The 15,088-nt window shown below is 52.6% G+C and carries 15 protein-coding genes and 1 pseudogene; 10 read left to right on the forward strand and 6 right to left on the reverse strand.

Going from position 1 to position 15,088, the window contains the following annotated elements; all coding sequences use genetic code 11:
- Positions 1-80 precede the first annotated feature (80 nt).
- Complete coding sequence (locus UNDKW_RS20935; RefSeq protein ID WP_162060291.1) at positions 81-1,031, forward strand: diguanylate cyclase; 951 nt, start codon at positions 81-83, stop codon at positions 1,029-1,031.
- A 106-nt stretch (positions 1,032-1,137) separates the two neighbouring features.
- Positions 1,138-2,478, forward strand: a complete 1,341-nt coding sequence (locus UNDKW_RS20940; protein ID WP_162060292.1) for a HEAT repeat domain-containing protein — start codon at positions 1,138-1,140, stop codon at positions 2,476-2,478.
- A gap of 353 nt (positions 2,479-2,831) precedes the next feature.
- Here UNDKW_RS20940 and UNDKW_RS20945 read toward each other — a convergent pair whose 3' ends face one another.
- From UNDKW_RS20945 to UNDKW_RS20965, 5 genes are all read right to left on the reverse strand, one after another.
- On the reverse strand, positions 2,832-3,293 hold the full coding sequence (locus UNDKW_RS20945) for a hypothetical protein (RefSeq protein ID WP_162060293.1): 462 nt from the start codon (positions 3,291-3,293) through the stop codon (positions 2,832-2,834).
- A 111-nt stretch (positions 3,294-3,404) separates the two neighbouring features.
- Positions 3,405-3,731, reverse strand: coding sequence for a cell envelope biogenesis protein TolA (locus tag UNDKW_RS20950; protein WP_162042741.1), 327 nt, complete (start codon positions 3,729-3,731; stop codon positions 3,405-3,407).
- Positions 3,732-4,232: 501 nt separating this feature from the next.
- The gene (locus UNDKW_RS20955; RefSeq protein ID WP_162060294.1) at positions 4,233-4,718 is read right to left on the reverse strand and encodes a MarR family transcriptional regulator; all 486 of its coding nucleotides are present in this window, start codon (positions 4,716-4,718) and stop codon (positions 4,233-4,235) included.
- An 88-nt stretch (positions 4,719-4,806) separates the two neighbouring features.
- Complete coding sequence (locus UNDKW_RS20960; protein ID WP_162060295.1) at positions 4,807-5,958, reverse strand: branched-chain amino acid ABC transporter substrate-binding protein; 1,152 nt, start codon at positions 5,956-5,958, stop codon at positions 4,807-4,809.
- Between the two features lie 233 nt (positions 5,959-6,191).
- Positions 6,192-7,184, reverse strand: a complete 993-nt coding sequence (locus UNDKW_RS20965) for a LysR family transcriptional regulator (protein WP_162060296.1) — start codon at positions 7,182-7,184, stop codon at positions 6,192-6,194.
- Between the two features lie 278 nt (positions 7,185-7,462).
- On the opposite strand from UNDKW_RS20965, the gene UNDKW_RS20970 reads away from it, so the two are divergent.
- The 8 genes and pseudogenes from UNDKW_RS20970 to UNDKW_RS21005 all read left to right on the forward strand — a co-directional run bounded on the left by UNDKW_RS20970 (position 7,463) and on the right by UNDKW_RS21005 (position 14,448).
- Positions 7,463-8,050 (forward strand): hypothetical protein, encoded by a 588-nt coding sequence (locus UNDKW_RS20970; RefSeq protein WP_162060297.1) that lies wholly within the window; start codon positions 7,463-7,465, stop codon positions 8,048-8,050.
- A gap of 94 nt (positions 8,051-8,144) precedes the next feature.
- Complete coding sequence (locus UNDKW_RS20975) at positions 8,145-9,044, forward strand: amino acid ABC transporter substrate-binding protein (protein WP_162060298.1); 900 nt, start codon at positions 8,145-8,147, stop codon at positions 9,042-9,044.
- Positions 9,045-9,120: 76 nt separating this feature from the next.
- A pseudogene (locus tag UNDKW_RS20980) lies at positions 9,121-9,507 on the forward strand (Lrp/AsnC family transcriptional regulator); the annotation flags it as partial.
- Positions 9,508-9,653: 146 nt separating this feature from the next.
- Positions 9,654-10,409: a gamma-glutamyl-gamma-aminobutyrate hydrolase family protein gene (locus UNDKW_RS20985; RefSeq protein WP_162060299.1), complete on the forward strand. Its 756-nt coding sequence runs from the start codon at positions 9,654-9,656 to the stop codon at positions 10,407-10,409.
- Positions 10,410-10,445: 36 nt separating this feature from the next.
- Positions 10,446-11,699 (forward strand): D-amino acid dehydrogenase, encoded by a 1,254-nt coding sequence (locus tag UNDKW_RS20990; protein ID WP_162060300.1) that lies wholly within the window; start codon positions 10,446-10,448, stop codon positions 11,697-11,699.
- Positions 11,700-11,708: 9 nt separating this feature from the next.
- A complete protein-coding gene (locus tag UNDKW_RS20995) occupies positions 11,709-12,614 on the forward strand; it encodes an ornithine cyclodeaminase family protein (RefSeq protein WP_162060301.1) in 906 nt (301 codons plus the stop codon).
- A 446-nt stretch (positions 12,615-13,060) separates the two neighbouring features.
- Positions 13,061-13,726 carry a site-2 protease family protein gene (locus UNDKW_RS21000; protein ID WP_162060302.1) on the forward strand — a complete coding sequence of 222 codons (666 nt, stop codon included), beginning with the start codon at positions 13,061-13,063 and terminating at the stop codon, positions 13,724-13,726.
- Positions 13,727-13,821: 95 nt separating this feature from the next.
- Positions 13,822-14,448 carry a LysE family translocator gene (locus UNDKW_RS21005; protein WP_162060303.1) on the forward strand — a complete coding sequence of 209 codons (627 nt, stop codon included), beginning with the start codon at positions 13,822-13,824 and terminating at the stop codon, positions 14,446-14,448.
- 102 nt (positions 14,449-14,550) lie between these two features.
- Here UNDKW_RS21005 and UNDKW_RS21010 read toward each other — a convergent pair whose 3' ends face one another.
- On the reverse strand, positions 14,551-15,024 hold the full coding sequence (locus UNDKW_RS21010; RefSeq protein ID WP_162060304.1) for a hypothetical protein: 474 nt from the start codon (positions 15,022-15,024) through the stop codon (positions 14,551-14,553).
- Between the last annotated feature and the right edge of the window lie 64 nt (positions 15,025-15,088).

The raw sequence follows: 15,088 nt of genomic DNA on the forward strand, positions 1-15,088 counted from the left end.
AATCCGTTTGCGTTCGCCAGCACAAATGCTATGCTGACGAGATATTCAAGTAGCCACAAACGCCAGCAACACGTATAAACATGCCCCTCACAAAAACTCTGGACAACCTGACAGAAAAACTTGAGTTCACCGCTTACCGGCCACGCATACTCATCGTCGATGACGAGGTCATCAATATCCAGGCATTGCACCAGATTTTTGCCAGCGACCATGAAGTCTTCATGGCCACCAGCGGCCAGAGCGCCCTCGATTTTTGCAGGAAAACTCCGCCCGACCTGATCCTGCTCGACATCATGATGCCTGACATGGATGGTCTCGAAGTCTGCGCCCAGCTCAAGCATGAAGAACCAACCGCCGACATCCCGGTATTGTTTGTCACCGCCCAGAACGACGCCAGCGAAGAATCACGTGCCCTCATGGCCGGCGGCATGGATTTCATCAGCAAACCTGTCAACCCCGACGTCGTACGCGCCCGCGTGCACACCCATGTCACCCTCAAGCTGCAACGCGACCTGCTCAAAAAACTGGTGTTCACCGACCCGCTGACAGGTCTTGCCAACCGTCGCAACTTTGACCAGGCCATCGCCAGGGAATGGCGGCATTGCCAGCGCAACGGCAAATCCCTGGCCGTGCTGATGATAGACATAGACAGCTTCAAGCAGTACATCGACACCTATGGTCACCAGCAGGGTGATACCTGCCTGGCAGCCGTGGCAGCCTGCCTGCAGGCAGGATTCCGACGCCCGCATGATATCGTCGCCCGCTACGGTGGCGAAGAATTCATCTGCCTCATGCCTGAATGCGAACTGCAGAGCGCCATCAGCAAGGCCTCAACCATGCTGCGCGCCATCGCCGACCAGGCCATCCCGCACAGTTCAACCAAGGTCGCAGACAGCGACACCATCACCCTCAGCATAGGCGTAGCCGCCATCGTGCCCGGCGACCAGCACAGCATCGATGAACTCATCGCCAAGGCCGACCAGAAACTGTATGAAGCCAAACAGGCGGGACGTAACCGGGTGGGGGCTTAGGCTCACCATAGCAAATTCAAAGTCATCAACACGACCCAGGCCAGCCGATCTCAAAGATGCCTGCACTTCTGGCGAATATCGTCGCACCTTCCCTCACTTTTATATCATGCAATTCCTTCACCGCCTGCTCATCACCACCGCAAGCCTGCTCCTGCTACTTGCCTGCGACAAGAAAATCGACATCAGTGTTGAAACACCTGATATCAGTTCTATCGCAGGTATCAAGACGATGCCGGATATCAAACCGACCGTCGATGTGAGCCTGCCCGATGCTGATGCCAATCTGCCTGAGTTATTTTCCAGGCTGGACAAGCAGTTCTCCAAAAACAATATCCAGCCATCAGCGCCCATTTCTGATCAGGAGATCACAGCCCTGGAGCTGCAACTGCCCTGCAAGCTGCCACCGATCTTGAGAGCGATGTATCGCTGGCACAATGGCATCCCGGATTTCACACCTCCGTATGAATTTCAAGCTTTGAACAAGGTCGTAGAAGAATACAAATTCTTCAAACGCATTAACAAAGAGTACGGCGTGAAAGAGGGTGAAGGCTGGCCCGCTCACTTTTTGCCGATCTTGCAGTTTAACGGCAAAATGTATGTAGCCCTGGATTGCAAGGATCAGGGCCCCACGCCTCTGTTTTCTTATTTCATTGAAGACGGCACGCCGCAAGCCAAGTACCGTGGTCCTGCTCATCTGCTGCAAGTAACGCTGAGTTCTTATGAGTCAGGCGCATACAAACGTGAGTTTGAAAATATGGAAGTTGATACCCTTGCAGAAGCCAGGGCATTTCGCCAGCATGCCTTTGCAAGTGAACTGCAAACCATGGAAGACAACTGGGCGAAGACGAAAAAATTTCTGATGACGGCCAAAGGAGAGAATTTCAGAGCGATGGTCGGCTCCATGGACCCTGACGAACGCGCCATCCCTTTACTCATAGACAAGTTGCATGATGCAGGCCCAGAAGAAATCGTTTATATCTGCCTTGCATTTGGCAATTTTAAGTCAGAAGCAACAAGACCCGCATTAAATGACTTACTCAAACACAAATCATCCCGAGCACGAGATTTTGCAGCCAGCGCCTTATCAAAACTGAGAGGTCCACAAAGCCAGGCTGAAACAGACACCCTGCTGAGCTTGCTGGAAGACAGTGACAAGCTGGTACAGCTCAGCGCTATCGAGGCATTGAAACATGCCAAATCCTATCGCGCCATCGATACACTGATTGATAAACTGCACCGCAGCAAGCCAGGAATGCAGGCCTATATCATTAGGACATTAGCCGACATAGGCGACAGACACGCCCTGCCTGCATTAAAAGAACTACAGGCCAGTTTCCCTGCGCAACTCGATAGCAAACGATACGCCCGCGCCCGTGGTGATGATCCCTCACCTGCGGATTTCAAATCAGACGTCGATGAGGCGATCAGGCGATTCGGGCAACAGTGATATTATAGGCGAAGTCCTTGCCAGCCATGGTTCATTTGACAAAGCATGATGAACTCAAGTACGCAAACCAGGTGATCCCTTAGCCCATGCAAGCCAGGCACCGGCTCCCACATCCGGCGCATTGCAATGCGCCTCACGTTACGGCTGCATCACGGCGATGTTTGCCGCCAGGATATGCGCAAATCCTGACCTGCGGGGTGCGCCATGCGCACCGATATCACGACGAAAAAAACGCGCCATATCTCACCATGGCGCGTTTTTTATTACTACTGAACTACTCTTAATTTACTACCTATTTTACTGCTCAAGCTACTACCTGATCTACTACCAAATTTACAGCTCGCGCCGCAAACTTATTTCACTGCTGGAGTTGCTGTCTTGCCTGTACCTGCGGTTGCCACTTTGCCTGCATCAGTTTTCACTTCAGCCTTGATTTCTGTTTTTGCTTCAGCTTTTACGTCTGGTTTGACTTCTGTTTTCACTTCAGTCTTTGCCTTCGCATGTTTTTCATGCTTGACGTGCTTTTCATGTTTCTCTGCAGTTTTTTCTACTGCTGCAGTTTTAGTCTCAACCGCTGGCGTTACTGCTGTAGTGGTAGTGGTCACTGTGCTCGTTACTGCCTTGCCAGTTGGAGCAGGTGTCGTTACGGCTGGTGTAGCGGTCGTTGCGGCTGTCGCAGTCACTTCTGTTGTTACTGCTACAGGTGCTGCGCTTGTTTTTGCTGGCGTAGTTGCTACAGTAGTTGCAGGTGTCTGTGCAAATGCGCTACCCATCAAAACTGTGGAAGCGATCAGGGCGGTAATGAGTTTGTTCATGGTGATAATCCTTAATATGTCTGTGAGCGATTTGTTTGTTTTTACTTGATTCACCGGCAGCGCGTGCTGCCGGCAGGTGTTCCAAAATTACTGATTATTTCTGACTAAAACTTATTTCGATGCTGCGCTGGCGGCGGCAGATGCGCCTGCTGCTTTTGCTTCTTTCTTGGTGTGCTTGGTATGTTTCGCTGCTTTTTCACCTGTGTGCATTGCTGGCTTGGCTTCAGGAGCAGATGCTGCTGGTGCTGCTGCAGAAGCACTGGCTGATGCAGAAGCGGCTACTACTTTAGCTGCCGGAGCAGATTTCGCTACACTCGCTGCTGCTGCGGCTGTCGCTGGTTTGGAAGCAGCAGTGGCTGATGCAGAAGCTGGTGTCTGTGCAAAGGCGCTACCCATAACAACTGTGGAAGCGATGATGGCGGTGATCAGTTTGTTCATGATATTTCCCTCTTTATGTTTGGGTTGCTTGCTAAGTTTTGTACTTCGTTTTGCGTTTCGTTTTGCGTCTCGTAGTGTCGCTACGTAAGCCAAAAACGCCGCCCGGCTACATTGCGTTGACGCAAAAAACCACAGAACATGGGGCTTAGTGTTGTTGTTCTAAACGGCATGTCACCTGTCAACCGAATGCCAGGCTCATGCGTTACGCGCGTAGGAACAATAAAAAACGACGCCTGCTTGATGCATGGCGTCGTTTTTTGTAGGGTGCGTCTTGACGCACCATATCGTCAATCATCAGGATGGATCAAAGTGAAAAACGGTGCGTCAAGACGCACCCTACTGGTTTGCTATCAACTGCCGGAGCGGCTTAACCTGATATGTGTATTCGACGTCCGGTAGGGTGCGCCATGCGCACCGGGTTTTGAATTGGATCATCGCAAAATATTGAGCATGAAAAGGTGCGCACCGCGCACCTTACGAGCCTGAAATCTTATCAGGCGCTCACAAAAAATTCTTGACCTTGCGCACGCCGCGACGGCCCCAGCGGCGTGCTGTTCTTTGTGACTGGCTGACGCGGTCAAGCTGCACGCAGCGCAGGTGTGAGCTGATGCTTTGGTCTATGTTCCACAAGGCCTGGGTGATGAGTAAATCCATTTCCGTGGTGAATTTTCCTGTTACGGGCGCCGTGGTGCTGGCACGCGATGTATCTGTCATGCTGATGCGCCAGGCGTCTTCCAGCGTGATGCCACCCGCAGGTTTGGCGAGGTTCCAGTGCAGGCTGTTTTCTGCTGCAGAGATCAAGCCTTCATCCTGCAGGCGCAGGCAGATTTTACGGATGGCATATTTGCTCATGCCACAGTGTTTTGCCAGTTGATCCAGCCTTACCTCTGCCGGAGCTGCGGCGACAAAATGTTCGAGCACCCTGGCCAGTTTGCGGAACATGCCGTATTGGGATGCGGGTAAAAATTGTGCTGTGCTCAAACTCATGGCTGGGTCTTTCTTTAATACTCTCTTTGATACTTTACATGCATGGCGCATACAGACAGCGCAGGCGCCATGCGTACTCACAAAACGATTAATGTGTTACCGCGATCAGTTCGCGTTTGCCACCCTTATAGGTGTACAAAGTCAGGGTGCCGTCACGGATATCACCACGTGCATCAAATGCGATTTCACCTGTCACGCCCTTGTGGTTGATTTTGGCCAGTTCTGGCAGGTATTTGGCGGGTTCGGCTGAATTGGCTTTTTGCATGGCGGCCACCATGGTCATCACGCCATCGTAGGCATAAGGCGCATTCAACACAACTTCGTGACCATATTTTTTGCTGAAATTGGCCTTGAACTTGACCAGGTCGGCCTTCTTGCCTTCTTCTACCCCACCCGCCTCAGCACAGATCACATTGCCTTCACCGATGGCATCGCCTGCCAGCTGTGCCAGATCTGTCGAGCAGATACCGTCACCGCCCATGAACTTGACTTTCAGGCCCAGTTGCTTGATTTGCTTGAGCATGGGGCCACCTACTGCGTCCATGCCGCCAAAGAAAATCAAATCAGGATTGGTGGATTTGATAGTGGTCAGGATGGCGCTGAAATTGGTTGCCTTGTCGGTCGTATATTGGCGCGAGACGATCTTGGCAGAGGCGAGCTTGCCCGTCGCGCCTTTGACGAATTCATCTGCCACGCCTTGCCCATACGCAGTGCGGTCATCAATCACGGCGATATTTTTTGCCTTCAGCATTTGCACGGCATAGCGGCCCAACGTGCCACCGAGTTGCCCGTCATTGGCAACAACACGGAAAGCCGTCTTATAACCCTGCATCGTGTATTGGGGGTTGGTCGCCGAGGGTGAGATTTCCGGGATACCGGCATCGCTGTAAATTTTTGAAGAGGGGATGGTGGTACCAGAATTCATGTGGCCGATAACACCATTGACCTTGGCATCCACTAGTTTTTGCGCCACGGTAGTAGCCTGCTTTGGTTCCCCGGCATCATCTTCCGACAGCAATTCAAACTTGGCCTTCTTGCCGCCTATGGTCACACCCTTGGCATTGAGTTCATCCACCGCCATGCGTGCGCCCTCTTCGGTATCTTTGCCCATGTGTGCAGATGGCCCGGACAAGGGGCTGACATGGCCTATCCTTACCAGCAGGTCCTGAGCACTGGCATTACCTGCCAGCAGGATGCCTGCAGAAGATGCGGCGGCGATGAGTTTGATGGTCGTGGACATAAGTATTCCTCTGTATGGGTTTTAGGTATTTGTTTTCGGTTTCGCCTTTCGGTGATGAATGATTGTCTGGCGCACTTCAATGCACAAGGCAATTATTCTAAGGGTATGAATTAGCGAGGCTAATGCGTAAAGACAGGCCACGCCCAGTGCAGGAACGGTGGCCAAGAGGGAAAAGATGGATTAGCAGGGGTAATACTGCGCAACACGAAGAAGTGATGCAGCGAACCGGAAAATCAGACCAACTGCGCAATACCTGACAAAAAAGCATCGCGCCGTGTTTCAAATTCGCGACACTCTTCGGTCAGCCAGTCTTTGAAGATATTGACCGACTTTTTATTACCCACATGTTCATTGATGACTAAAAAATAAGCCGCACTGGCCTTGACGCAGATAGGCACGGTAGGTATCAACTGACCCTGAGCAAGTTCATCGAGTATCAATGAAGTACGCGCCATTGCCATGCCCTGCCCATAGGTAGCTGCATTGATGGCGAGGTGCGAGAGATTGTATTGATGGCCGTGGCGCACAAAGTCCTGCACCTCGTTGTCATTGCACTGGGTGGAGATACGCATCCACTCGCCCCACTCGGCATAGGGTGGCGCATTTTCCCAGGGTGAATCATCATGCAGCAAAATGTGTTCAGTAAAATCCGATGCCTGCGCCAGCGCAGGGTAACGCGTAAGGTAATCGCTGTTGGCGACCGGCAGCAGGTATTCAGACATCAGCCTGCTGGCATGGTGGTTACTCTGGTCTGGCCCCTGGCCGTACAGCACCAGGATGTCGATGGATTCTGCACTCATCTTCAGCGCACTCATGCCAAACAGCTCACCACGCAAGTGGATTTCTATCTCTGGATACAGCCGCCCAAAACCACTGAGCCTGGGCATGAGCCACATCATCGAGAATGAGGGAGATGAACGTATTGCCACGCTTTTGTTGTTCAGGCTCGGTTGTATCGCCTGCAATTGCAGTTCCAGTTCTTGCAGCAGGCGATTCACCACCCTGTGCAGCTCACTGCCCTCGCGCGTCAGCCGCAGGCTGCGCGTCATGCGCACGAACAGGCGCGCCCCTATCTGCTCTTCCAGCCCCTTGATCTGCTGGCTGACCGCCCCCTGGGTCACATGCAACTCCGCCGCCGCCCGCGTAAAACTGAGATTGCGCGCTGCGGCATCAAAGTATTTGAGTGCATGTAAAACCAGGGGAGTAACAAGCTTTTGGGTGCGCATGGCATATTCTGAAAGTGATGTCTTGTCTGATTATAAGTTTGAAAGCCGGGTGGAGGATATAGGCTTAGGCTATATTGCAATAAACGAATCAAGCTACCATAGAATCTATTCACGAATCTATTCACGAATCTATTCACTTATCTATTCACCCTGTCACATCTTCACTATGAAGACTGGCTGATTTTATCTATTCATCCTGAAGGCATATCCGACTCAAAACAGCCGTCCTGTTACAATGTAGCAAATATACAAGACATGCCAGACACCGCACATTCACCATGAGCTACACCCTGTATTTTGACTTGACCCAAAAAGTATGGCCAGATTTCCTGACGCCTGTCCCGCTCATTCCCCTGAGTATCGGTGTAGTTGGCATCGCCCTGAATATCTCGCGCAAGCGGCGTGGCCTGCCTGCGTATAGCTGGAGTTCACGCCCGGATAAACCAGCCCCTTTTCTACCCTATCTCTTTCTCGGTATTGGCCTGCTCACAAGCTGGGTGGCATTTCGGGACGGCTATCTTGCCTATACAGAGCTGCGCGCTGAATATGATGCAGGAAAATGCGAAATTATCGAAGGCAAGATTGAGAACCTGGTTTTGCATAAAAAGAAGGGGGACCCGCCAAGTTCATTTGATGTCTGGCCCAAACACTACCCCTATCGAAGGTGGCTTAATACCGCCGACTTTCATGTCAGCGGAAGTGACAATGACCCCATCAAGGAAGGCCTGCAAGTCAGGATCACTGATTGCAGCGGTGCCATCGTCAAACTGGAAACCGAGAAAGATGTACCAACAGCCCAGGCAATCGTGGATATACCAAACGACCCGGTAACCAAACCAAGCGTCAGCGACAACAAAACCCAATAGCCCCGCTAATAGGCCTGATTAGAAATTTTCGTTTGTTGAGCAAGGCTGCAAGCCCCCACAATCGCCGGCATCTTGAACACGATGGGGAAATTTCATGCAGGCCCACTCTATCCGAAAACTGACAGTCATGTTGTCGATGGCCGCTATCAGCATCAGCAACTCAGCAATGGCGGGCGAAACACTGGAACGTATCACCCGCAGTGGCAGGATAGTGCTGGCAACCAGGGAGGCGTCGATTCCTTTCTCATACAAAGACAATCATGGCAAACCCCTGGGTTATACCGTAGATATCTGCCTCAAGCTGGTCGATGCCATCAGGCTGCAACTGAAGCGGCCTGATTTGCGCATAGAATATATGCAGGTCACGCCGTCCAGCCGTTTCAAGGCCATCACTGATGGTCAGGCGGATCTGGAATGCGGGCCTACCACCAACACCACAGAGCGGCGTGCGCTGGTGGGTTTTACGATTGCGAATTTTATTGCCAGCGCAAAGATGCTGGTGAAAAAAGATTCTGGCATACGCAACTGGGCAGACTTGCGCAACAAGACTATCGTCACCACGGCGGCCACCACCAATGCCAAATCGATTGCTGAACGCAATGACGTGGGTGCCTTGCGCATCACCCTGCTGGAAGCGAAGGATGACCTGGAATCTTTTCACCAGGTAGAAACCAGCAAGGCCGATGCCTTTGCGATGGATGATGTCTTGCTGTATGGCCTCAAGGCCATGTCCGCTCACCCGGCAGACTATCAGGTCGTCGCCAGCCCGCTAACGGTGGAGCCGTATGCCATCATGTTTTCCAAAAACGATATCGAACTCAAGAAGCTCATGGATGCAGAAATGGCCAGGATCATTTATAACGGCGACGTTGAAAAGCTGTACAAGAAATGGTTCAACAATCCCATCCCGCCATCTGGTGTGAACCTGGATATGCCGATGAATGCACTATTGCGAAATTCGTTTCAGTTTCCGTCTGATAAGGTGGCGGATTGATATGGTATCTGTGATTGAACATTGGTAACAAAATAATAACAAATTATCCCCTCCCCTTCAAGGGGAGGGTTGAGAAAGGGTTAATCTCTCCACCGCCGCAGTAAACCGCCGCCTGAAGCGCCTCAGTGATGACAAGGTCATAGAACGCTACAGCGCGCAACTGCGCCCCGATGCAATGGGCTACCCGCTGACTATCGTCGTCGAAGTGGAGGTGGAAAACGAACGCATGGATTTGCTCGACGCCATGAAAGCCGCCTTTCTCTCCTGCCCACAGGTGCAGCAATGTTATTACGTTGCTGACGAATGTGATTTTGTCCTGATCTTCATCGTGCGCGACATGGCGCAATACACCGAGCTGACGCGCCAGCTTTTCTTTGAAAGCAATAATGTCAAACGGTTCAAAACTCTTGTGGCGATGAGCAGGGTGAAGACGGGGCTGGATGTGCCGATGGATGAAATCTGATGTCTGTCACTTAAGCTTTAGATTAAATATCAAATCATGCATTAGAAAAACTAATGCCTGAACATAGAATTCATGGTTTGCGTTGAGAGTTTTGAACAGGGATGATGGCAACATCAAACCCATCAAAAACAATCAAAACAAAACCAATGACAAGCTCTCCACCGCCCCGCATAGGTATCACCCCCGACCGCAGCGCTGCCGCAAGCGATATTGAAGCCCTGTTCTTTGTGCGCCGCAATTATTGCGCGGCAATCAGTGACAATGGTGGCGTGCCGCTGGTGCTGCCCTATGACATGGATGCGGTAGAGACTTACCTCGACCAGATCGATGGCTTGCTCATCACCGGCGGCATGTTCGATGTCAACCCTGCCCTGTACGGCATGCCCGCCCGCTATCCTGAAAAAATGGCACTCAAAGAAGACCGCACCGCCTTTGAACAAGCCATGCTGCGTGCTGCCATTGCACGTGACATGCCAGTGTTGGGCATCTGTGGCGGCATGCAATTGATTGCTGTTGAGATGGGCGCAAAGCTGCACCAGCACATCCCTTCTGATATTACCACCGGCATAGAACACAAGCAGGCTGAAGATTGCGATCTGGCCAGCCATGCCATCTACATCCATCAGGACAGCAAACTGCACGAGATTATGGGTGTCAGTCGCTGTGAGGTTAACAGCCTGCATCACCAGTCAGTCTTTGGCCCCACGGATCAAGTCAAGATTGCCGCAATTGCCGACGATGGCGTGGTCGAAGCCATAGAAGTGCCGTCGCTGTCGTTTTGCATGGGCGTGCAATGGCACCCTGAATACCGGGTTAATGCCGGCGAAAAAAACCTGTTCACTGCCCTGCTTGCAGCGGCGAGAGAAAGTGCTGCACGTAAGCTGATTGCTATCACCGCCTGAATAATTTTCACTCACCAAGTATTCAATAAATCTATTATGAAAGTTTGTATCATCGGCGCAGGTGTCATCGGCCTCACCACTGCGTATTCACTGGCAAGGCGTGGCCATGATGTCAGCATTGTCGAGGCGCATGACGGTGCCGGAGAAGGTGCCAGCTTTGGCAATGGGGCGCAGCTCAGTTACTCTTATGTTGCGCCGTTGGCTGATCCTTCAGTATGGGCCAGCATGCCTTCTTATCTGTTGAACCCCGATTCGCCTTTAAGCTGGCGCCCGGCCCTTGAACTGGCGCAGTGGAAATGGTTGTGCAGTTTTTTACTCGCCTGCAACCAGCGCAAATCGCGGCAGACCACGGCTGAACTTTTGCGCCTGGCATTCTATAGCCGTAACTGCCTGGCGAATCTGCAGGCGCAACTGGCCTTGAATTTTGATTTGCGCCAGGCAGGCAAGCTGGTCATGTATTCATCTGATGTTGCACTCAAGGCTGCGGCTGCGCAAGTCGCTTACCAGGCGCAACTGGGTTGTGAGCAGCAAGTTTTATCAACCCAGGCTTGTCTCGATATAGAACCTGCGCTGGCACATGCAGCCGCCCGTTGGGTGGGCGGCGTTTATACGCCATCTGAAGATGTTGGTGACTGTGCTCGCTTTTGCAGACAATTGTCGCAGGCATTGATACACAATTATCCTAAGGTGAAGTTTTTGTATGGCATCCAGGTCAATGGCATGCTCGTGCAGGCATGCAAACTGCAGGCGCTGCAAACCAGCCGGGGCGATATCAGTGCAGATGCCTTTGTGCTGGCAAATGGTTCGCATGCCGCCACCCTGGCTGCCAGGGCAGGCTTGCGCTTGCCCGTGTATCCGCTCAAGGGCTACAGCATCACGCTGGATGCGCCAGCGGCAGATGCCAGCCTGCCCAGCGTCAGCATCACCGACAGCGCCAGAAAAATCGTCTATGCCCGCATAGGTGATCGCCTGCGTGTGGCAGGCCGGGTAGAAATTGTCGGCCACGACATGCAGATCAATGCAGCCCGCGCGCGCAGCCTGCTCACAGAAACACAGGAACTCTTCCCTACGCTCAAGGCAGATACAAACGCCATACACCCCTGGGTAGGCATGCGCCCGGCAACGCCCACTGGCATCCCCATCATAGGCGCATCACCAGTCAGCAATCTTTATCTCAATACAGGCCATGGCGCACTTGGCTGGACCCTCGCTTGCGGCAGCGCTGAACTGCTGGCCCAGCAAATCGACGGCGAACAGAGTGCGATTGACGCCAGCCCCTATCACTATTAAGGAAACCACATGCAAGTCATCACTAATGAACAAGTCGCATCGCTGTTAACAGTCAAGGACGCCATCACCGTCATGCGTGAGGCCTTTGCGCATTACGCCACAGCAGGTGCCATGCAGGAGCGGGTACGCATAGATAGCGGCAAAACCAAGCTCAGCGCCATGGGTGCCGTCATCCCCGGCCTGAATGCTGCCGGGGCCAAGATTTACTCCACCATCAATGGCAAGTTCACGTTCGTGATTGTGCTGTTCGCGGCTGACGATGGCCGCCTGCTGGCCGTGATGGAAGGCGACACCATGACAGAATTCCGCACCGCTGCCGTCACCGCTGTCGCTGCTGACAAACTGGCGCGGCAAGATGCCACCACCCTGGCCATCTTTGGCACCGGCATACAGGCGCGCGCCCACGTCCCCGCCCTGCTGGCAGTGCGCAACTTCAGCGAAGTGCTGGTGGTCGGCATAGAAGGACAGGATGCTTTTGCACAGCACATCGCCACGCAATACGGCATCCCCGCCCGCGCCACCACTGCTGCTGAAGCCGCCAGCCAGGCCGACGTCATCCTCACCGCTACACGATCAGCCTCGCCGCTGTTTGATGGCAATGATATCAAACCCGGTGCCTTTGTCGCCGCCATCGGTTCGAGCAAACCCGACACCCGCGAAGTCGATGACACCCTGATACGCCGCGCCAGCAAGATCGTCGTTGAATGGAAAAAACAGGCCGCCTATGAGGCCGGTGATTTGCTCCTGTGCGACAAGAACAGCTTTGCATGGGACGATGTGCTGGAGATGACCGATGTGGTGCAAGGCGCAGGCATACGCAGCAATGAATCTGACATCATTCTCTACAAGGCAATAGGTGTAGGGGTGGAAGATGTGGCTCTGGCGGAGTTTGTTTATCGCAAGCTGGCTGGGTAAGTTCCTGATAGGGTGCGCCGTGCGCACCATCGTTGATATTATTCAGCGATTTGGAAACACAAACGGTGCGCACGGCGCACCCTACAAGTTGGTAGTCGTTCCATCTCAACGGACCTTGCTCACATGGATCCCAGCCTGCGCTGGGATGACATTACTAACATAGAGATTTGTCAAATTTCCCGGCCTTAATCCAGCCGGGCATTTAAAGTCGTCATTCCAGCTTCATTTCAACCCTACTCTCAAAGTCGTCATTCCAGCGCAGGCTGGAACCCAGTGGCGTTCGTCGCATTCGTCTAGCGCTGTTATAAGCACGCAAGCCGCCCATCTGCAATTGATAAAGCAGGGCATATTGCAATACGCCGCATGAGCTGAGATAAAAAAAAGCAAATCGCAAACCCTGCCATACAGGCTACAATTGCGCCAGCCCTGTTCCCATCTCACCTGCCATGCTCAATCTTCTCTTCATTGTTTACATTTGCCTGTTCGTACACCTGTTCAGCATAGCTGCGGCAGGTCGGGTGGCTGGTGTCCGGGTGCTGGAAATATCCATAGGCGTGGGACCAGTGCTGTTCAGGTATAAAAAATTTATCCTGAAGCTCATCCCCATCAATGGCTATGTCAAATTTCTGGACAGCCAGGAACACTTCGTCAGCGACGCCGATCTACCCTTTGCATTTGACCAGTTAAGTCTGATGCGGAAAATACTGGTCATCTTGCCTGGCTGCACCGTCCTGCTGTTACTGGCTGCGACACTGAACGGCGCAGACGCATGGCAAGATTTTTGCACATTTCCCACGCAATTTGTGACGGGTGCTTTGTCCCCTTTTGACACGGCACAGACCCTGCTGCACACAGCTAGCAAGCTGATACAGACCAGCAGTTTTCTGAGCCTGCTGGGTATCGCTGCTGCCAAACTGGCTGCTGGTAATTTACTGCCATTAGTGAGCACCAATGGCAGCCAACTCATTATTTTCGTCGCGCAGCGACTTGGCCTGGTCAAGCCTTATCCTGGTCCTATTCACAAGTTTGTCGCATTCGTCAGCATTGCATGCTGGATTTCTTGGCTCCTGGCGATAGTCAGTACCCCTGTCATAAAGGCATATGGCTTGTAGCCTGCGCGAAATATGCCCCTCTAGATTGTGGTCTGTCGGGGCCTTATCCTCAATAGGATAAAATAAGCTCTCCCGACCAACAGCCAAGGACACCCATGGAAAATTACGCTCCCCTTCTCGGCATCTGCGCCGCACTCACTGTCGGCGTGGTCAGCCCCGGCCCGAGTTTTGTGATGATAGCCCGCACCGCCATGGCATCAACCCGCGCTGAAGGTGTCAGTGCTGCGATAGGCATGGGCATGGGTGGTACGCTGTTTGCGCTGGCGGCCTTGCTGGGCTTGCAGGGCATTTTGCTGGCTTTGCCTGTGCTGTTTATCGCACTCAAGGTATTGGGTGGTCTGTACCTGGCATACCTGGGCTTCAAAATCTGGCGCGGTGCGGCTGAACCTTTGCAGATTGCCGCTACTGAAGCATCGTGTGAACGCAATTTGCGTAAGTCGCTGTTGCTGGGTTTTACTACCCAGGTCAGCAATCCAAAAACATCGATCGTGTATGCCAGCGTGTTCGCCGCCTTCATGCCTGCCACGCAAAGCCTGGGCTTTGATGTCTTGCTGCTGTCTTGTGTCTTCATCATAGAAGCCAGCTGGTATGCGATAGTCGCCGTTGCCCTGTCCTCAGAAAAACCGCGCACGACTTACCTGCGCTACAAACAATGGCTGGACCGCGTTGCCGGTGGTGTCATGATGGCACTGGGGATCAAGCTGGTGGCATCAGCACGCTGATACCTCGCTCATCTGTTGCGCATAACAAAAGACGCTTCATCGCGAATGATGAAGCGTCTTTTTTTCAGACCTGATATTGCCTGCTGCTAAAAACCTGGCAACTTATTTTGTTGCTGGCGTTGCAGTCTTGCCTGTGCCTGCTGTGGCAACTTTAGCTGTGTCAGTTTTGACTTCGGCTTTTACTTCTGGCTTGACTTCAGTTTTGGCATCTGCCTTCACTTCAGTTTTTGCCTTGGCATGCTTTTCATGGGCGACATGCTTGGCATGCTTCTCATGTTTCTCTGCTGTTTTTTCCACTGCTGCAGTTTTGACTTCTGGCGTTGCTGGTGTAGCTGCCGGCGTAGTTGCAGGTGTAGTTACAGATGTAGCTGCGGCCGTGGTGTTTGTTGCCATTGCAGTCGTTACTGCCTTACCCGCTGGAGTTGCTGTGCTTGTTGTGACTGTGGCTGCTGGGGTTGCTGCCGTCACTGCTGGTGTTGCTTTTGCTGGCGTAGCAGTTGTCGCTGCAGGTGTCTGTGCAAATGCGCTACCCATCAAAACAGTAGAAGCGATCAGGGCGGTAATGAGTTTGTTCATGGTGATAATCCTTAATATGTCTGTGAGCGGTTTGTTTGTTTTAACTTGATTCACCGGCAGCTCG

Source organism: Undibacterium sp. KW1, assembly GCF_009937955.1.
GTDB lineage: Bacteria > Pseudomonadota > Gammaproteobacteria > Burkholderiales > Burkholderiaceae_D > Undibacterium.

Excerpts from the sequence above, each read along its gene's own strand:
- UNDKW_RS20935 (WP_162060291.1), top strand. The coding sequence starts at position 81 with ATGCCCCTCACAAAAACTCTGGACAACCTGACAGAAAAACTTGAGTTC.
- UNDKW_RS20940 (WP_162060292.1), top strand. The coding sequence starts at position 1,138 with ATGCAATTCCTTCACCGCCTGCTCATCACCACCGCAAGCCTGCTCCTG.
- UNDKW_RS20945 (WP_162060293.1), bottom strand. The coding sequence starts at position 3,293 with ATGAACAAACTCATTACCGCCCTGATCGCTTCCACAGTTTTGATGGGT.
- UNDKW_RS20950 (WP_162042741.1), bottom strand. The coding sequence starts at position 3,731 with ATGAACAAACTGATCACCGCCATCATCGCTTCCACAGTTGTTATGGGT.
- UNDKW_RS20955 (WP_162060294.1), bottom strand. The coding sequence starts at position 4,718 with ATGAGTTTGAGCACAGCACAATTTTTACCCGCATCCCAATACGGCATG.
- UNDKW_RS20960 (WP_162060295.1), bottom strand. The coding sequence starts at position 5,958 with ATGTCCACGACCATCAAACTCATCGCCGCCGCATCTTCTGCAGGCATC.
- UNDKW_RS20965 (WP_162060296.1), bottom strand. The coding sequence starts at position 7,184 with ATGCGCACCCAAAAGCTTGTTACTCCCCTGGTTTTACATGCACTCAAA.
- UNDKW_RS20970 (WP_162060297.1), top strand. The coding sequence starts at position 7,463 with ATGAGCTACACCCTGTATTTTGACTTGACCCAAAAAGTATGGCCAGAT.
- UNDKW_RS20975 (WP_162060298.1), top strand. The coding sequence starts at position 8,145 with ATGCAGGCCCACTCTATCCGAAAACTGACAGTCATGTTGTCGATGGCC.
- UNDKW_RS20985 (WP_162060299.1), top strand. The coding sequence starts at position 9,654 with ATGACAAGCTCTCCACCGCCCCGCATAGGTATCACCCCCGACCGCAGC.
- UNDKW_RS20990 (WP_162060300.1), top strand. The coding sequence starts at position 10,446 with ATGAAAGTTTGTATCATCGGCGCAGGTGTCATCGGCCTCACCACTGCG.
- UNDKW_RS20995 (WP_162060301.1), top strand. The coding sequence starts at position 11,709 with ATGCAAGTCATCACTAATGAACAAGTCGCATCGCTGTTAACAGTCAAG.
- UNDKW_RS21000 (WP_162060302.1), top strand. The coding sequence starts at position 13,061 with ATGCTCAATCTTCTCTTCATTGTTTACATTTGCCTGTTCGTACACCTG.
- UNDKW_RS21005 (WP_162060303.1), top strand. The coding sequence starts at position 13,822 with ATGGAAAATTACGCTCCCCTTCTCGGCATCTGCGCCGCACTCACTGTC.
- UNDKW_RS21010 (WP_162060304.1), bottom strand. The coding sequence starts at position 15,024 with ATGAACAAACTCATTACCGCCCTGATCGCTTCTACTGTTTTGATGGGT.